We start from the raw sequence: 15,956 nt of genomic DNA, 5'->3' as shown, positions 1-15,956 counted from the left end.
TTTTCTACTCCTTCCTAAGGCAGCATTCCTTGTTTGGCATGGGTCCGGATCGGCACTAGGCTGCGTTTCTCGCTGCGGCGTCGACCTCGATCACGCCCATCACGTCAGATTCCTTCATGATCAGGAGATCCTCGCCATTGAGCTTGATCTCGGTGCCCGACCATTTGCCAAACAGAATGCGATCCCCCACTTTCACATCCAGCGGTCGCAGTTGCCCGCTGTCGTCGCGCGCACCAGGACCGGCGGCAACGACCTCACCCTCCTGTGGTTTTTCCTTCGCCGTGTCTGGGATGATGATGCCGCCGGCCGTTTTTTCCTCGGCCTCGATGCGGCGAACCAGGATACGGTCATGCAAGGGACGGAATGTCATGTCGCTCTCCTCATGGACAAAACAGATTTTTCAAGAGGTCCTCCGCGCCGCATTCGGAGCGAAACCGACGCGGGGCGCCGAGCCTTTCGGCATCGCGCGCAAATCGATCTGGTTTCTGATTTCTCAAGTTTCAAGAGGGCGGCACGGATTTTTTAGCACTCGACGATGGAGAGTGCTACCGGCATGAATTCATAGAGCTATTTGCGTGAATTGCCGTTTAATGTTCAGATCGATGACCCTCGTCCGCACCGCTCATAAGCCGAGGCCGAGGGCAGCCGCGTCCCCTCTTGACGCCACTCGATTTGATCCCCACCTCATTTTCGCCGAGCGCCAAAATGGGGTCGGAATCAGGGAGCGCCGTGCTTCTTGGCGTTCCCTCGTATCTATGTTGCTCTGCAAGGGACGACGTCGATGACGGAGCCCATGAAGCGAGGCGCGCAAACAAACCGCGCCGACCGGAAGTTTTTGGAGCACGTCGGCACGAGCCGGCCCCTTGCGATTGACATCAACGAATCGCGAACGAGCATCGATCGTGTCGCACATATTTTTCGCCCGTCACGCTCGGTGATGACTGCGGCGCGCGTGTCGAGGCGACCTTGGCTGCTGGTTTTCGAACGGCAAATTCCCCCGCTCATCGACTATCTGATGGGCTACACGGGCGGGAGTGACATGCTGACACAAGTCGAACTGCGTTTCCCATCCCGCGATGCCGCCATTGCCTACGCGGGACGACATAAACTGAAGTACACCGTCGTAAACGACAGGAGCCGCCGCCCATCGTTTCCCGTGAGGGGGCCGTGCTTGCGTCGCTGTCGACGCCTTGCTAGCAAGCTCTACCCTTCAATTCCCGTCGCTCCGTGATCGCCACAGCGAGACGCATATCGGAATGGCCCGCCGCTTCGGCGGCGGGCCATACTCTCCTTTTTTCGATCATACATGGGCATGCGGATTCCGCCGTTCGTCCCACAACGCCCAAGCCGATATCGCCGCAACGAGCAGACCCAAAACCACGTGTGTCCACATGGCGTTCACATTCGCGGCGAAATCGAGCAGCCAGGGCGAGACGACCAGCCAGATCCCGATCACCATGTTCGCCCATTCCTCCCATTCCGAGAACGCGGTCAAAGTGGCGAGCGCCAAAGCGCCTATGACGATACCAACGATCCACGCGTTCCAGGCGGCCATGAACTCACCAGCGAAGCCGATAGCCCAGGGCGAGACGAACAAGGCGACTGCAAGGACCAGATTGAGCCAATCCTGTGCTTTCTTGCCTTCCATCAGTCCATTTGCCATGACAACCTCCACGAATGAAGCTTGATCAACGGTGTTCTCGCGTGCTGCGCACGCTGCGTAAAACGATGTAATTTTGCGCAAACTGATCTTCAAGAGCCCGATTGTCTCCGTGATGGGGAGGGCCAATCATGCCCCCGACAGGATCGCCGAAATGCCCAGACATGGCGCCGGGCGGCTCGGTCATAACGCGTTAAGGGCGGTGGCGAATTGCTCCGGCGCCCCGCGGAGGGAATGCTCGAAAGTCGGGCGCACTGAGACGTCGGGGGAACTAAGAAGTGCCACAGCCAGCCATTCTAGGATAAGTATGCGCGGTTTTCCGCCCGCATCCCACGCAAACTGATTAGAATCGGTCACGCTTATGATTTTAGGTCGATCCGACCTAAAATCGTGCTCTAGGCAAGCGAGCGTTGACCGCCCGCGCCGGTCTTCGTCCCAAACGGTCCGTCCGCGACCGTCGACATACCCGCATCTCGGCAGGCATCAATGAACGCTTCGCGCGCTATGGCGACTGGCGTCATTCGGTTTAGGGCACGGCGGCACGTTTGAACCGCCCGATTATACGTTCTGCCGCGATGCACGGCCCAATCGCCTTCCAGGAAATCGAGCGCGTCGTTGACAGAAGCGAAGACCTGGGGCGCCCCGTCCTTCATGCGGACGGTGACGGGCGCCATCCAAAGCAATTCCGGATTGAGCATGACGTCCTCCTTTCGCATACGCCGGATGAAAAAGAAGTGAAAAAAATATCGGCGCCGACAGGGTGAATTTCAAGATTTCCAACACCCACCGCATGGCGTCGACTGACCATCCGAGCGAACTGATCGCCGCCTGATCCCGGCTCAGGTCCAACGGGCCGAGAGGCGCGCCTTTGGCTCGAAATCGAAATCGCGGTCGAACGGGAAGATCGGCCGCTGGCGGCGTTCGCTCCCGAGATTTTTGATGTCCTGATTGACGACACCATCGGTGAGCGCTATCAGGTTGGGATTGGCAATCGGCGCAAGCTCCGGCGAAAGATAGCCGGATTTGACGACGAGCAAGCGCACGGTGCTCGGATCGAGGCCAAGGCGACGGAAGTCCTCGATGTTGTGGTAAGGACGCCGGCGCGCTGACAGCACGACCTCGATCCCGCCGACGCGGACGACCGCCTGGCGCTCGGCAATCGGTCCCGGATCGTCCAACCGCACGACAGTGGCCGCGACCTCCACCACGGAACTCGACGGATCGAGGCTGCCCCCGAGCCGCAATTCGAGCGCCGCGCCTTCGCGGGCCGCGAAACAGGCGTCCACTCCCGGCCGGTCGGCGATGCCGGCAATCAGCGCGTCCCGCCAGCCGCGCGCGAGAAGCGCCTTCAACACGTCGGCTCGGTCGCCGACGCCGCCTCCCGTGGGATTGTCCCCGGAATCGGCGAGGATGACGGGCCTCGTTGCCGATTCCCCGGCAATGTCCAGCATCGCTTCGAGCGGACCGGTGACCGGACCGAACCGGAAATTCTCCCGTTCATTCCAGTAGTTTGCGGCGATTTCCTCCACCGCCTTCGAGGCGGTCGCCTTGTCCGATCCGGTCACCACGGCGCAAGCGGTCGCCCGCGGTTCGTCCGCCCAGACATAGCCCACCATCAGGTTGGCATCGAGAATGCCGGGGCGCGCATCGAAGTCCGGCAGACGCCGGTAAAGGCTGCTCGCAGGTTCATCCTCCGTGGACGTGCATTCCCCCGGCAGCAGCAGCGGCACGGGCGCCCAGGCGACGCCCGGCCGCGTTCCCGTCCGAAGCGCCGTGACCAGCATCGACCAAGCCCGAACCATCGTCTCGCGCGTATCGATGTGAGGCGCGGTGCGGTAGCCGGCAAAAATGTCGATCTGGTCGATAATCCGCTGGCTGAGATTGCCGTGGAGATCGTAGCTCGTCGCGATCGGGCAGTCCGGGCCGACGACAGCGCGGGCAGCCGAAATCCAGTCGCCTTCGGCATCGTCCATACCGTCGACTTTGATCGCTCCATGCATCGCAAGATAGAGGCCGTCGAGCGGCAGCGCAGCGCGAAGCCGCTCAAGGAACTCGATCTTGAAGGTGTCGTAAGCCGCGCGCGAAACGGGGCCGCCGGGCACGGCCCGTGCATGGAGGAGCGGGACATGCTCAAAGCCGTCGGCCTCGAGAAAACTGAAATAGTCCGCTTTCAGGAGCTCCGCTCCCCTCAGCACCCGGAAGTCCTCGCCCGTCGTCAAGACGGGCGAATAGGTGCTGCACTCCGTATGGATTCCACCGACGGCGATCCGCATGGCTTCAAACTCACAAAATCGGGCTCAGAGGGGCGATCGCGGCGAAACGCAGCCAGTCCTTTTGCGCCTTCGGCGTCCAGGCCGCTTCGGCGATGGCGGAGAGGCGCGGGAAGACGAGACGATTGAAATAGCCGCGCGAAAGGAAATGCTCGGACCAGATGCAGGCTTGCACGCCCTTCATGCGGTGCTTCAGCTCTTCCGGGAATTCGCCTTCCGCCTCATAGGCGTAGGTATGCGCCGGCGTAGCCGTGCCGGCCCAGCTCGCGCCCGGCTCCTGGAAGGCTTCCGCCTGCGCCATGTCGAGGTAATAGGCCTGGCCGGGCGTCATCACGACGTCGTAGCCCTCGCGCGCCAGCTCGATCCCGACCTTGGGGTTCTCCCAGGCCATCAACAGCGTGCCCTCGGTGCCGACGCCGCCGCCATGGGCGACCTCGTTCCAGCCGACGAGCTTGCGGCCGCGCGCCGTCAGCATCTGCTTCACTTTTTTCAGGAAGTAGGACTGCAGCGCAAAGGTCCCGGAAATGCCCTCCTCTTCCATGAGCTTTCGCGCCAGCGGCGATGCAAGCCACGAACCGTTGGCCACCTCGTCGCCGCCAACATGGATGTATTGGCTCGGGAAGAGCTCGACCATTTCGTCGAAGACCTTTTCGAGGAATTCGTATGTCAGCGGAATGGCCGGGTTCAGCGCATTGTTGGGGTAGCCCTGGACCGAATGATAGCTTTCCGGGGCCTCCTGCCCATCGGCGAGCTCCGGCAGGGCGACGAGCGCGGCCGTGCTGTGGCCGGGAATGTCGATCTCCGGAACGACCTCGATATTGAGCGCGCCTGCATGGGCGACGATCGCCCTCACCTCGTCCTGGCTGTAGAAGCCGCCGACCGGTTCGGCGCCGTTGCCGAGCTGCGGCAGCATCGGCTCGTCCGGCCCGCGAAGCACGCCGAGCGTTGTCAGCGTGGGATAGGCCTTGATCTCCAGCCGCCAGGCTTCGTCGTCGGTTAGATGCCAGTGGAAGATGTTGAGCTTGAACCAGGCAAGGATATCGATGAGCCGCATGACGTCGGCGGTCGGATAGAACTGGCGGGAGACGTCGAGATGGCAGCCGCGCCAGCCGTAGCGCGGCCGGTCGGAAATCGTACCCGACACAGGAAAGCGGAACTTGTCCCCCTCCCTGCGCGCCCCGTCAAGCAGTTGCGCGAGCGTCGTCAGACCATACTGCCGGCCGGCGGCTGCGCCGTATTCGAGCCGGATCTCCCGCTCGGAGAACGTCAGCGCATAGGCCTCGGGACCGAGATCGGGCTTCGCGGCGAAGACGATCGGGCGACCCTGTGGGGACGAGGCGAGGGTGAAGGGAGCGTGGCCTCCCGGGAAAAGACGATGAAAAAGCGCCAGCGCCGCATCGACCGCCCTAATCTCGGCCTTGCTGCTCCCCGGCGCCGGATAGAGAACGACCGGAAATCCATCCCCCGGGACGGCGTCGATCGCCGCCGGCCACGGCTGCAAGGCGAAAGGCAGGTCAAGCCTGCCTTCCGGCAGCCGCTGCGGCGGAGGCTCGCTGGTTGCCCCCTCCAGCAGCAGATCGGAAACCGCCACCGGCACATGCCGGCCGTCGGAGAGCGTCAGATAGGCCGATTTTGCGCCATCCGTGCAGTGTTTTGCCTGCCTGTGTAGCCCGCTGACCGTAAAGATCCAGCTTTCGCCCGCGCCAAGGACAAACCCCATTGGCGGCGCGAATTCGTGGAAATTGGCATTGCGGCGCAGAAAGACGGCGTTCTCGCAAGCGGCAGAATCGATGACGCGGGTCAGCGATGTGTAGACGAGGCGAAAGTCGCTGAGAGCGTCATCAGAGAGATTGACGAGGGTGAAGGTGAAGCGTCCGAATGGACCGCCATCCGGTTGCCAGGCAGATTCGAGGCGATAAGAAACCGGCTGCATGAGCGTCCTCCCGATATGGCTTGTCAGTAGTGGCTGGATTGCGAAAAGGTGCGTGCGAGTTCCGCCTGGCCCGCGGTAAGCCCGCAATCGACCGGCAGGCAGACGCCCGATATGGCGCCGGCCCGAGGGCCTGCCAGGAACTGGACGGCATTGGCGACGTCTTCCGGATTGACGACGCGCTGCAGCGGATACCAGCGCTTCGCCTCCTCGAAGACCTGCGGGTTGGCCGCTGCGCGCGCTTCCCAGGCCTGGGTGCGCACGGTGCCGGGCGCCACCGCATTGGCGCGGATGCCGAATTTGCCGTATTCGACCGCGATCAGCCGGGTCAGATGCAGGAGACCGGCCTTGGCAGCGCTATAGGCCGGGTGGCCGAAAACATTCATGCCGTTGACGGATGCGATGTTGACGACCGATCCCCGGCTTTCCGTCAGCATGTCCTCAACGGCGCGGAAACAAAGGAATGCCGCTTCGAGATTGAGCGCATTGTCCATGCGCCAGATCTCCTGCGTCGTGTCGTGCAGGCTGACGGCGCGCGCCGCACCCGCATTGTTGACGAGCGTACGTACCGCTCCGAGCGATCCGGCCGCCGCCGCCATCGACGCGACACTCGCGGCATCCGTGACATCGCAGGCAATGGCTGTGAAGCGCTCCTGCGCGCCGAGATCGCGCGCAACCTTCTCCGCCGCATCGCCGTCGATGTCCGCAAGCACGACCACCTCATGATCATCGGCCAGGCGGCCGGCGATCGCACGGCCGATATCACCGGCCGCTCCGGTGACGATCGCGACGGATTTCTTCATGCTGCGCTCCTGTGGCACATCAGTCTCCGAGAAGCTGGCGATCATCGCCATCCCTGTGCACCACCAATTGCTGCTTGATGCGCCTCAGCGTCGCCGTCGCCTGCGGCTGGACACGGTAGGCGACGAGGCTGGCGATGATATCAAGCAAGGCCAGATAGGCGATGCGCGTGGATGTCGGACGATAGATATTGTTGCCCTCCGGCAGGTCGACCGGAACGGTGATGTCGGCGGCAAGCGCGACAGGGCTGCCGCTCTGGGTCAGCGCGATCGTCGTGACCCTGGCTTCGCGGGCGAGCGTGAAGGCACGCACGAGCTCCGTGTTGCGCCCCGACAAGGAAGAGCCTATCAGCACGTCCGTCGGCTTGGCGGCGGCGGCCATCATCAATTGCATGCTGTGATCGGAACTCGAGGTGATGCGCAGGCCGAGCCGAAAGAGGCGGTTCTGCAATTCGCTGGCGATCATCGACGAATTGCCGCCCGAACCGAAGGCGTAAATCATTTCCGCTTTGGCTAGCCGCTCGGCGGTCTCCTCGATCGCGGCGAGATCGAGCGAGCGGTGCAGCAGGAAGAGTGCGTTCTGCGCCTTGGTAATGATGTCCTGCGCGACGTCGGCCGGCTCCTGGCTCTTCGGCTCCGGCTTCAGGTAGCGCATGCCGATATAGGCTGTGCGGGCCAGTTGCACCTTGAAGTCGGAAAAACTCTCGCAGCCGAGACGCCGGCAAAAACGGGTCACCGTCGGCGGCGACACATCGGCCTTGCCCGCGAGCTCGATAATCGAGGCGTTCACGGCAAACTCGAAATCATTGAGCAGGATATCGGCAATGCGGTTCTCCGACTGGGATAGCCGCCCCTTTTCCTCCTGCAGTGTCGCGAAAATATCCATCGAAGGCCCACCCCTTGTGATCAGGCGTCCTTCGGCTTGTAGGCGACGCAGTCGATCTCAACCTTGCAGTCGACCATCATCGAAGACTGCACGCAGGCGCGCGCAGGAGGATGAGCGCCGAAATACTCCTGATAGATCTTATTGAAGCTCCAGAAATCACGCGGGTCATCCAGCCAGACGCCGACCCTCACCACGTGTTCGACACCGTAACCGGCCTCTTTCAAAATGGCCAGAAGATTGCCGATCGCCTTGTGTGTCTGCGCGACGATATTGCCGTCGATGATCTCGCCGTTTTCCATGGCGACCTGGCCGGAGACGTGCAGCCAGCCATCAGCCTCGACGGCTCGTGCGAACGGCAGCGCCTTGCCACCCGCTCCGGCCTGCTCCGCGCCATAACGTTTAATGGACATAGACGACCTTCGTGCAAATTATTTTCTTTATCCGTTGACAAATCACCATAGAATACTGAATTTGACCAGAGAAAATCCTGGTTTATGAAAAGAATTTCAATCCAAGGCGAAGCGATGCGGGATCCCTTCCAGAATCCGTTCCCCACCTCCGATGTTGCCCGGCATGCGATCTGGGACATGCTGGTGACACGAGATATCGACGCTTTCCTTGCTGCGGACTGGTCGCGGGTTGCGGAGGATTTCGTCGAGGACGGCTTCATCGGCATCGACGGACGGCGGGAAGCAAGCCCGGACAAATGGCGCCTCTCCTTTCCCTCGCTTGCCGCCTATCGCGACGAATGGCTGCGCCAGGCGAAGGATTTCGCCGGCCAATCCTTCGCCGAGGATCCGCGCGCCGCGATCTTCACGACGACCACGCTGGAAGACATCGAGATCAACGGTGACAGCGCACTGGCGCACAAGAAGTTCGACGGCGGCCTGAAGAAGGCCGATGGCAGCTACGATGTCATGAAGTGGCAGACCGTCTATTATTGCCGGCTGCATCAAGGCCGCTGGAAGATCTGCGGGTTTACCGGCTATCTGCCTAACCCGATGGGATCATTTTGAGGTCTGCAGCACTTTGAATGGCTGCAGGTTTCCTTAGATCGCATCCGATTTCGGGAAACATGCGAGGGGCGGAAAGGCGACAGCATTGCGAATCTTCACAGCGGCCCTGGCGACCGAGACCAACACCTTCTCGCCGATCTGCATCGACAAGCGGGCCTTCGAAGCTTCGCTCTATGCGCCGCCAGGCAGCCATCCGGAAACGCCGACGCTTTGCACCGCGCCGATCACCGTCGGCCGGCAGGTCGCAGCGGAAAAGGGCTGGGAGTTGATCGAGGGAACCGCTGCCTGGGCGGACCCCGCTGGTCTCGTCAACAGGCACACCTATGAGAACCTGCGCGATGAGATCATTGATCAGTTGCGGGCAGCCCTTCCGGTCGACGCTGTCGTTCTCGGTTTGCATGGCGCCATGGTCGCCGATGGCTACGAGGACACCGAAGGTGATCTGCTGACGCGCATCCGCGAAGTGATCGGACCCGACGTGCTCCTCTGCGCCGAACTCGATCCGCACAGTCATCTGACCGAGAAGCGCGTCGCCGCGGCCGATTTCTTTGTTTTCTTCAAGGAATTCCCACACACCGATTTCGTCGATCGCGCCAAGGACCTGTGGCGGATCGCGGTCGATACGCTCGAAGGCCGCGTCAAGCCCGTCATGTCGGTCTTCGACTGCCGGATGATCGACGTGTTTCCGACATCCCGCGAGCCCATGCGCAGCTTCGTCGACAAGCTCATGCGCATCGAGAGAGACGACGCCGACGTGCTCTCGCTCTCGGTGGTGCACGGCTTCATGGCCGGCGACGTGCCGGAGATGGGCACAAAGATGATAGCGGTGACCGACGGCAACCGGGAGAAAGGCCAGGCACTTGCCCGCGACCTCGGGCTGGAACTCTTCGCCAAACGCGGCACGTTCCGGATGCCGGAGCTCGACGAGCGCCAAGCGGTTGCCGAGGCGATCGCCGCGACCGCCGGTCCGGTGGTGATTGCCGATATGTGGGATAATCCCGGCGGCGGCACGGCGGGTGACGCGACCGTGGTGCTGGAAGAACTGCTCGCCAATGGCACCACCGACGCGGCCGTCGGCACGATCTGGGATCCGATGGCTGTGCAGATCTGCATGGCCGCAGGCGAAGGCGCCGAGATCCCGTTGCGCTTCGGCGCAAAATCGGCGCCCGGTACCGGCCATCCTATCGACGGAACGGTCAAGGTGATACGTCTGGTGCGAAACGCCGAAATGCGGTTCGGAGAAAGCTTCGCGCCCTTCGGCGACGCCGCGCACATCCAGCATCGCGGCATCGAAATCATCCTGAATTCCACGCGCGCTCAGAGCTTCGACCCGAGCCTATTCTCCGTAATGGGAATCGATCCGCGATCGAAGAAGATCCTGGTCATCAAATCGACGAACCATTTCTTCGCCTCCTTCTCGAAGATCGCGTCGAAGATCCTCTATTGCTCGGCCGGAACGCCCTACCCCAACAATCCGGCGAAAACCCCCTACAGGCGCGTGCGGCGCGACATCTGGCCGATGATCACGGACCCGTTCGCGCCGGAAAGAGGTGCCGCTTGAACATCGCTCCGGATTGGTTTTCGGCGTCAGTTCGATACCGCCAAGCCCGATTTCGCGTAACGAGAGCTAATCACCCCATCCGCTCCGACGCATAACTTCCCGGGCTCGGCGGGAAAACGACGACGCGGTTGCCGTTGATGAAGCAGCGGTGATGGATATGGGCGTGCACGGCGCGGGCCAGCGCCTGGCTTTCGACGTCGCGGCCGATCGAGACATAATCTTCGGCGCTTTGCGCATGGGTGATGCGGGCGATGTCCTGCTCGATGATCGGCCCCTCGTCGAGATCGGCGGTGACGTAATGCGCCGTCGCGCCGATCAGCTTGACGCCGCGCTCATAGGCTTGCTTGTAAGGGTTGGCGCCCTTGAAGCTCGGCAGGAACGAGTGATGGATGTTGATGATCTTCCCCGACATCTTCTTGCAGAGCGCATCCGAAAGCACCTGCATGTAGCGGGCGAGCACAATCAGTTCCGCGCCGGTCTGCTCGACGATCTCCATCAGCTGGGCTTCGGCCTTCGGCTTGTTCTCCTTCGTCACCTTGATGCAGTGGAAGGGGATGTCGTGGTTGACGACGACCTTCTGGTAGTCGAAGTGGTTGGAGACGACGCCGACGATGTCGATCGGCAGCGCGCCGATCTTCCAGCGGTAGAGCAGGTCGTAGAGGCAATGGCCGAAACGCGACACCATCAACAGCACCTTCATGCGCTCGCTCGTATCGTGCATTTCGGCTTCCATGCCGAATGCCTCGGCGATCGGCGCGAAGCCTTTTTCGAGCGCCTCGCGGCCTACACCCTCTTCCGAGATGAAGCTGACACGCATGAAGAACAGACCAGTTTCGAGATCGTCAAACTGCGAGCTGTCGATGATGTTGCAGCCCTGTTCAGCGAGATAGCCTGAAATCGCGGCAACGATTCCCCGCGTCGACCGGCAGGTTACTGTCAAAACATAATTATGCATGATCGTCCTTACTTTCTCGTCCTGAGCTCCGCGCTGTTTCATCTGGCGCGAAAACCGGCCTGCTCCTGCGCATCCATCCGTTTCAGGAAATCCTCCAGTTCCCCAAGCGAAATCCCGACCATATGCGCCTTTTCCGGATAGGCGCCGGACCGGACGTCCTCAGCATATTCGCGGAAGGCTGCAATGCGCTCCTGCTGCAGTCTCTCATACTCGGCGGCAAAATTGCGGTAAACCTTCGCGTGGCGAGGGTAATGGCCTCGATTTTGACCGAGCACATCTTCCGCAAAAAGATACTGAGCATCGCATCCGGCACCAGCGCCCATAGAAAGCATCAGGAGCGAACTCCGCTTCGAGATCGCCGTCGCCACCTCGGCTGGCACAACCTCGATCTCGGCGGCAAACGCTCCCGCCTCTTCGAGCGCCGTCACTTGTTGCCAAATCTCAAGCGCGCTTTCCGCCGTCTTGCCGACGGCGCGGAAGCCGCCGGTCCAGGTCGCCTTCGAAGGGATGAGCCCGACATGGCCGCAGACGGGAATACCCTCGTCGCGCATGCGTCGGACGATCGAAAGGCTCGCGGCGCAGTAGACGGCATCGCCGCCCGCCTTCAGTGCCTTGAAGGCGGCGCGGATATAGTCGTCGGCCGTGACATGGTCGCCATATTCGAGACCCGGGAAGGCGAAGACGGAGGGCGCTGCCTCCCTGAATTCCGGGCCGAGCAGCGCGGGCGGAACCGAGACGAGGTCGATCCCGGCCTTTTCGGCGGCTTCCGCCTCCTCAAGCGTCACGACGCGCAGCATCGTAAGCTGCCTCTGGCCCTTCATCGACAATAGATCGGCAACAGTCGGGCGGCGATGTCTCATCGAGATCTCCAATGAAAGAGCACAGGGGAATGCAACGGTGGATGGTTGTTCTGGCGGCTTTCATGCCGCCAGCAGTTTTCGGAGCTTGGTGTCTGAAGAAGCAAGCGCTTGCCGGTCCGGCCGGCTGCCGGCAGCGATCAGCATTTCGGCAAGGCGGATGTCGCGGGCAACGGCATTGCCGGGGCCGATGCCGCTTGCGGCGATAAGCCGGCCTTCGCCATCCAGGTGAAAGAGGATGAAGGCCCCCGCCTCCATGTCGCGCCGAATAGTCGCGACCGCCCCGTCGGCAAGGCCGGCAATCTGCAGCGTCAGGTCGTATTGATCCGACCAGAACCACGGCACGCTGGAGACGGGGTCTGCCCCACCGATCAAATTGGCGGCGACCAGCGTCCCCTGGTCCTGGGCGTTGCGCCAGGCCTCGAGTCGCACCCGCCGCCCGCCATAATGCGACAGCGGAAAGGAACAGCAGTCGCCAGCCGCATAGATGTCGGGATCTGACGTCCGCAGCGTTTCGTCGACGGCAATGCCGTTGTCGATCGCAAGGCCCGCAGCTTCCGCCAGTTCCGTGTTGGGCATCGCACCAATGCCGACGATGACCAGATCGGCGGAAAGACTGCCGCCATCGGCAAGGAGAAGACGCGCCTCACATCCGTCATCCTCGAGTGCCGCAATCCTCGCGCTGCAGATGATTTCAACGCCTTCATGCCGATGCCTTTCGGTAACGACGGCGGCGATCTCTTCCGGCACACCGCGGGTCAAAAGACGTGGCAGACCTTCGACAAGAGTAACCTCGGCGCCCAGCTTGCGCGCTGCCGCTGCCAATTCCAGGCCGATGAAGCCACCGCCGATGATGGCGATCTTTCGGCCAGGAGCAAGGGCTGGTCGGATTGCAAGCGCATCGGCGTGGGTTCTAAGCACGCGGATACGCTTAGAGTTTTCGGAAGCGCCTGGAAACGCGCGCGGTCGTGCGCCGGTGGCGAGCAGCAGCCGGTCATAGGCGACCGACCTGCCGTCCAAAAGCCACACCGCCTTATCCTCACGGGCAATCTTCTCCACGACGGCATTTGTCAGCACGGTTATCCCGGCCTCTTCGTACCGCTCGGCGCTCGCCACGTATTTCGGCGTCTCGGTGCCTGCAAGTCCTTCCTTCGACAAAGGCGGGCGCTCGTAGGGAAGATGCGGTTCGGCGCCGATCAGCGTGATTCCGCCGTCAAAACCCCGGTCCCGCAGCGCAAACGCTGCCCGCGCGCCGCATTCGCCGGCGCCAACGATGACGATATGTGTCATGCCCTCTCCTCCTCCGCCGGTCCGCGCTAAGCCGGTTGCCGTCAGGAAATCGCAATGAAGACGCTGCCGGCCTCAACCTTCACCGGATAGGTCCGGAGGTTGACGCAGACCGGAGCGCCCTTGGCCTGGCCGGTCTTGTAGTTGAAGCGGCCGTTGTGCTTGGGACATTCGATGATGTCGTCCATCACCAGCCCGTCGGCGAGATGAATGTGCTCGTGGGTGCAGAGCCCATCGGTGGCGAAATATTCGTCATCGGGGCTGCGATAGACGGCGAAGGTTCGCCCCTCGTGATCGAAGCGGATAACGTCTTCCTCATCGATTTCATCGGCCGCACAGACCTCGACCCAGTTCGAGCTCATGGGTTTCCTCCATTCAATGCAAGGTTTTGGATAGGCTGTCGTTTTCGACGCTCACTCGGCGGCGTGGATGACCCGGTCGTTGTGGAACTCTTCGCGATAGGGCTTTGCCGTCGGCGGCAGTTCGCGCTTCACGAAATAGTCCTCATTCTTGAGCTGCCTGAGGAAGGCCGGGATCATTTCCCGATAGCCATGAAGAATGGACGGGTTCGCCGCCGGCAGGTCGTGCTTGATCATTTTATGCAGCTTCGGCAGCGCGTGGTAGGGCACCATCGGGAACATGTGATGCTCGACGTGATAATTCATATTCCAATAGATGAAGCGGCTCACCGGGTTCATATAGACCGTGCGGCTGTTCAGCCGGTGATCGGTGACGTTGTCGGCAAGCCCGCCATGCTGCAGCAGGCCCGTCAACACGTGATGCCAGGCGCCATAGAGGCGGGGCAGCCCGATCAGCATCAAGGGCAGAATGGAACCGAGATAGAGCGACAGGCCGATCGTCGCGGCGTAGATCGCCAGCCAGATACGGGCGACCAGGATCGCCTTCGGCTGCTCCATTTCCGGAATAAAGGTCTTTTCGGCGGCGCTGATCACGCCAAAGGCATTCCGCACCATATCGATCATCGCGTACCAGACATCGATAATGCCGAAGAAGTTGAGAACGAGCCGCAGCAGGTCCGGCGGACGCATGACCGCGATTTCCGGGTCGCGGCCGACGATGACTGTATCGGTGTGGTGGCGGGTATGGCTCCAGCGCCAGGTCACCGGATTGCGCATGATCATGAAACAGGCGATCTGATAGACGATATCATTCATCCACATCGTCTTGAACGCGGTACCGTGGCCGCATTCGTGCCAGCGGCTATCGGAGGCCGAGCCGTAGAGCACGCCGTAGGCGAGGAAAAACGGTACGCCGACCCAAGTGCCCCAGAAATAGATGCCGAGCCCGCCGAGAAGCACCATGCTGCCGAGCCAGAGGAAGGTGTCGCGGATGGCCGGGCCATCGTCGCGTTTCATCAATTCCTTCATCTGCTTGCGCGGAATGTCGGTGTGATACCACTCAGCCGCGGAAAGCCCATTGGCGACTGCCGCCTCGGCATCGCGCCCGAGCAGGCTGTAATCTCTTTTCGTGGCAACCGCCGTCATCTCGTCCTCCCGAAGCGCGCTCCCGACTGCGCCTCAAATTCGATGGAAGGAGGGTATGTTGACTTTTGACAATTCTCAATGCAGTCATGATATATTCTCTCAAATTCCATCATGATGTCGACTTCATGCTTGAGAGGATAATTTCAGGGAGAAAGCCATGACGAGGAGGCCGACGATCGCGGATCTTGCGCAGGCGGCGGGCGTGAGCGTTGCCACGGTCGATCGCGTCTTGAACGGGCGTCATCCCGTGCGTGAGGAAACGGCGCGAAGGGTTTACGACGCGGCCAAGACGATCGGCTATCACGCCGTCGGCCTGCTTCGCCAACGGGTGTTCGAGGACCTTCCGCAATATCGTCTCGGCTTCCTCCTGCAAAAACCGCAACAGTCCTTCTATCAGGCGGTTGCGAAGGAGATCGAAAACGCCGCACTGTCGCTCACCCATGTCCGCGCGCTCCCTCAGGTGGACTTCGTTCCCAATTCCACTCCGGCAGGCATCACCGAAAAGCTGAAGACGATGGCGGCGCGCAATCAGGCGATCGCACTTGTCGCGCCGGACTACCCAGCAGTCACGGCAGTGATCGAAGAGCTGAAGGAGCGGGGAATTCCGATCTTCTCACTGCTTTCCGATTTCGCAGCCGGGGTGCGCGAGGGCTACGTCGGCTTGAACAACCACAAGGTTGGACGCACCGCAGCCTGGATGATTGCCAAGGCTGCGAAACGCCCGGGAAAGGTCGCGGCCTTTGTCGGCAGCCATCGCTTCCACGGGCATGAACTGCGCGAGATCGCCTTTCGCTCCTATTTTCGCGAGAACGCGCCCGAATTCGAAGTGCTCGACACGATGGTCAACCTGGATACCGCCGAGATCACCCACGAGGCGACGCTCGATCTCCTGCGGCGGCATCCCGATCTCATCGGCTTCTATGTCTGCGGCGGCGGGATGGAGGGCGCAATTTCGGCGATCCGAGAGGAAAAGCTCGAGCGCAGGCTGCTGGTGGTCGTCAACGAACTCACACCGGAGTCACGCGCAGCGCTTGCCGACGAGGTAGTGACGATGGCGATCGCAACGCCCGTTCCCGCACTCATCCGAGAGACCATCAGCCTGATGATCGGGGCGATCGATCGAGGCGCGGCCGGTGTGCCGGGACAGACCTTCCTGCCTTTCGACATCTTCACACCGGAGAATATCTGATCCTGGGGGGTAGGTGAGTTCAAGGATGAAGTGCGACTTG

At 61.6% G+C, this 15,956-nt stretch carries 17 protein-coding genes; 4 read left to right on the top strand and 13 right to left on the bottom strand.

Annotation, left to right across the window (positions count from 1 at the left end; genetic code table 11):
• Window positions 1-55 precede the first annotated feature (55 nt).
• A complete protein-coding gene (locus PZN02_RS29170; RefSeq protein ID WP_014330282.1) occupies window positions 56-370 on the bottom strand; it encodes a co-chaperone GroES in 315 nt (104 codons plus the stop codon).
• A gap of 411 nt (window positions 371-781) precedes the next feature.
• Here PZN02_RS29170 and PZN02_RS29165 point away from each other — a divergent pair, with 411 nt between their 5' ends.
• Window positions 782-1,231, top strand: coding sequence for an NADH dehydrogenase ubiquinone Fe-S protein 4 (locus tag PZN02_RS29165; RefSeq protein ID WP_280662420.1), 450 nt, complete (start codon window positions 782-784; stop codon window positions 1,229-1,231).
• A 69-nt stretch (window positions 1,232-1,300) separates the two neighbouring features.
• Here PZN02_RS29165 and PZN02_RS29160 read toward each other — a convergent pair whose 3' ends face one another.
• The 7 genes from PZN02_RS29160 to PZN02_RS29130 form a co-directional block, all read right to left on the bottom strand.
• Complete coding sequence (locus PZN02_RS29160) at window positions 1,301-1,663, bottom strand: SPW repeat protein (protein WP_280662419.1); 363 nt, start codon at window positions 1,661-1,663, stop codon at window positions 1,301-1,303.
• A 392-nt stretch (window positions 1,664-2,055) separates the two neighbouring features.
• On the bottom strand, window positions 2,056-2,358 hold the full coding sequence (locus PZN02_RS29155; RefSeq protein ID WP_280662418.1) for a DUF982 domain-containing protein: 303 nt from the start codon (window positions 2,356-2,358) through the stop codon (window positions 2,056-2,058).
• A 141-nt stretch (window positions 2,359-2,499) separates the two neighbouring features.
• Window positions 2,500-3,933 carry a M81 family metallopeptidase gene (locus PZN02_RS29150; protein ID WP_280662417.1) on the bottom strand — a complete coding sequence of 478 codons (1,434 nt, stop codon included), beginning with the start codon at window positions 3,931-3,933 and terminating at the stop codon, window positions 2,500-2,502.
• A gap of 10 nt (window positions 3,934-3,943) precedes the next feature.
• Window positions 3,944-5,863 carry a beta-N-acetylhexosaminidase gene (locus PZN02_RS29145; RefSeq protein WP_280662416.1) on the bottom strand — a complete coding sequence of 640 codons (1,920 nt, stop codon included), beginning with the start codon at window positions 5,861-5,863 and terminating at the stop codon, window positions 3,944-3,946.
• A 23-nt stretch (window positions 5,864-5,886) separates the two neighbouring features.
• The gene (locus PZN02_RS29140) at window positions 5,887-6,663 is read right to left on the bottom strand and encodes an SDR family oxidoreductase (protein WP_280662415.1); all 777 of its coding nucleotides are present in this window, start codon (window positions 6,661-6,663) and stop codon (window positions 5,887-5,889) included.
• Window positions 6,664-6,682: 19 nt separating this feature from the next.
• On the bottom strand, window positions 6,683-7,546 hold the full coding sequence (locus PZN02_RS29135; RefSeq protein ID WP_280662414.1) for a MurR/RpiR family transcriptional regulator: 864 nt from the start codon (window positions 7,544-7,546) through the stop codon (window positions 6,683-6,685).
• 20 nt (window positions 7,547-7,566) lie between these two features.
• Window positions 7,567-7,956, bottom strand: a complete 390-nt coding sequence (locus PZN02_RS29130; protein ID WP_280662413.1) for a RidA family protein — start codon at window positions 7,954-7,956, stop codon at window positions 7,567-7,569.
• Between the two features lie 114 nt (window positions 7,957-8,070).
• On the opposite strand from PZN02_RS29130, the gene PZN02_RS29125 reads away from it, so the two are divergent.
• Both PZN02_RS29125 and PZN02_RS29120 read left to right on the top strand, forming a co-directional pair.
• Entirely contained in the window at window positions 8,071-8,562 is a 492-nt protein-coding gene (locus PZN02_RS29125) for a hypothetical protein (protein WP_342394736.1), read from the top strand.
• A gap of 85 nt (window positions 8,563-8,647) precedes the next feature.
• A complete protein-coding gene (locus PZN02_RS29120) occupies window positions 8,648-10,123 on the top strand; it encodes a M81 family metallopeptidase (protein WP_280662411.1) in 1,476 nt (491 codons plus the stop codon).
• Window positions 10,124-10,193: 70 nt separating this feature from the next.
• On the opposite strand, the gene purU is transcribed toward PZN02_RS29120, so the two are convergent.
• Genes purU through PZN02_RS29095 form a run of 5 tightly spaced genes read right to left on the bottom strand, consistent with a single transcriptional unit; the run spans window position 10,194 to window position 14,727 of the window.
• Window positions 10,194-11,078, bottom strand: coding sequence for a formyltetrahydrofolate deformylase (purU, locus tag PZN02_RS29115; RefSeq protein ID WP_280662410.1), 885 nt, complete (start codon window positions 11,076-11,078; stop codon window positions 10,194-10,196).
• A 38-nt stretch (window positions 11,079-11,116) separates the two neighbouring features.
• Window positions 11,117-11,938 (bottom strand): 3-methyl-2-oxobutanoate hydroxymethyltransferase, encoded by an 822-nt coding sequence (locus PZN02_RS29110; protein ID WP_280662409.1) that lies wholly within the window; start codon window positions 11,936-11,938, stop codon window positions 11,117-11,119.
• A 60-nt stretch (window positions 11,939-11,998) separates the two neighbouring features.
• Entirely contained in the window at window positions 11,999-13,225 is a 1,227-nt protein-coding gene (locus tag PZN02_RS29105; protein WP_280662408.1) for an NAD(P)/FAD-dependent oxidoreductase, read from the bottom strand.
• Window positions 13,226-13,266: 41 nt separating this feature from the next.
• Window positions 13,267-13,584 (bottom strand): MocE family 2Fe-2S type ferredoxin, encoded by a 318-nt coding sequence (locus PZN02_RS29100; protein ID WP_026620402.1) that lies wholly within the window; start codon window positions 13,582-13,584, stop codon window positions 13,267-13,269.
• A 51-nt stretch (window positions 13,585-13,635) separates the two neighbouring features.
• Window positions 13,636-14,727 carry a fatty acid desaturase family protein gene (locus tag PZN02_RS29095; protein WP_280662407.1) on the bottom strand — a complete coding sequence of 364 codons (1,092 nt, stop codon included), beginning with the start codon at window positions 14,725-14,727 and terminating at the stop codon, window positions 13,636-13,638.
• Window positions 14,728-14,884: 157 nt separating this feature from the next.
• Here PZN02_RS29095 and PZN02_RS29090 point away from each other — a divergent pair, with 157 nt between their 5' ends.
• Window positions 14,885-15,916 (top strand): LacI family DNA-binding transcriptional regulator, encoded by a 1,032-nt coding sequence (locus PZN02_RS29090; RefSeq protein ID WP_280662406.1) that lies wholly within the window; start codon window positions 14,885-14,887, stop codon window positions 15,914-15,916.
• Window positions 15,917-15,956 lie beyond the last annotated feature (40 nt).

The sequence above is a fragment of the Sinorhizobium garamanticum genome, from assembly GCF_029892065.1.
Taxonomy (GTDB): domain Bacteria; phylum Pseudomonadota; class Alphaproteobacteria; order Rhizobiales; family Rhizobiaceae; genus Sinorhizobium; species Sinorhizobium garamanticum.
This window is presented reverse-complemented; position numbering and strand designations above follow the sequence as displayed.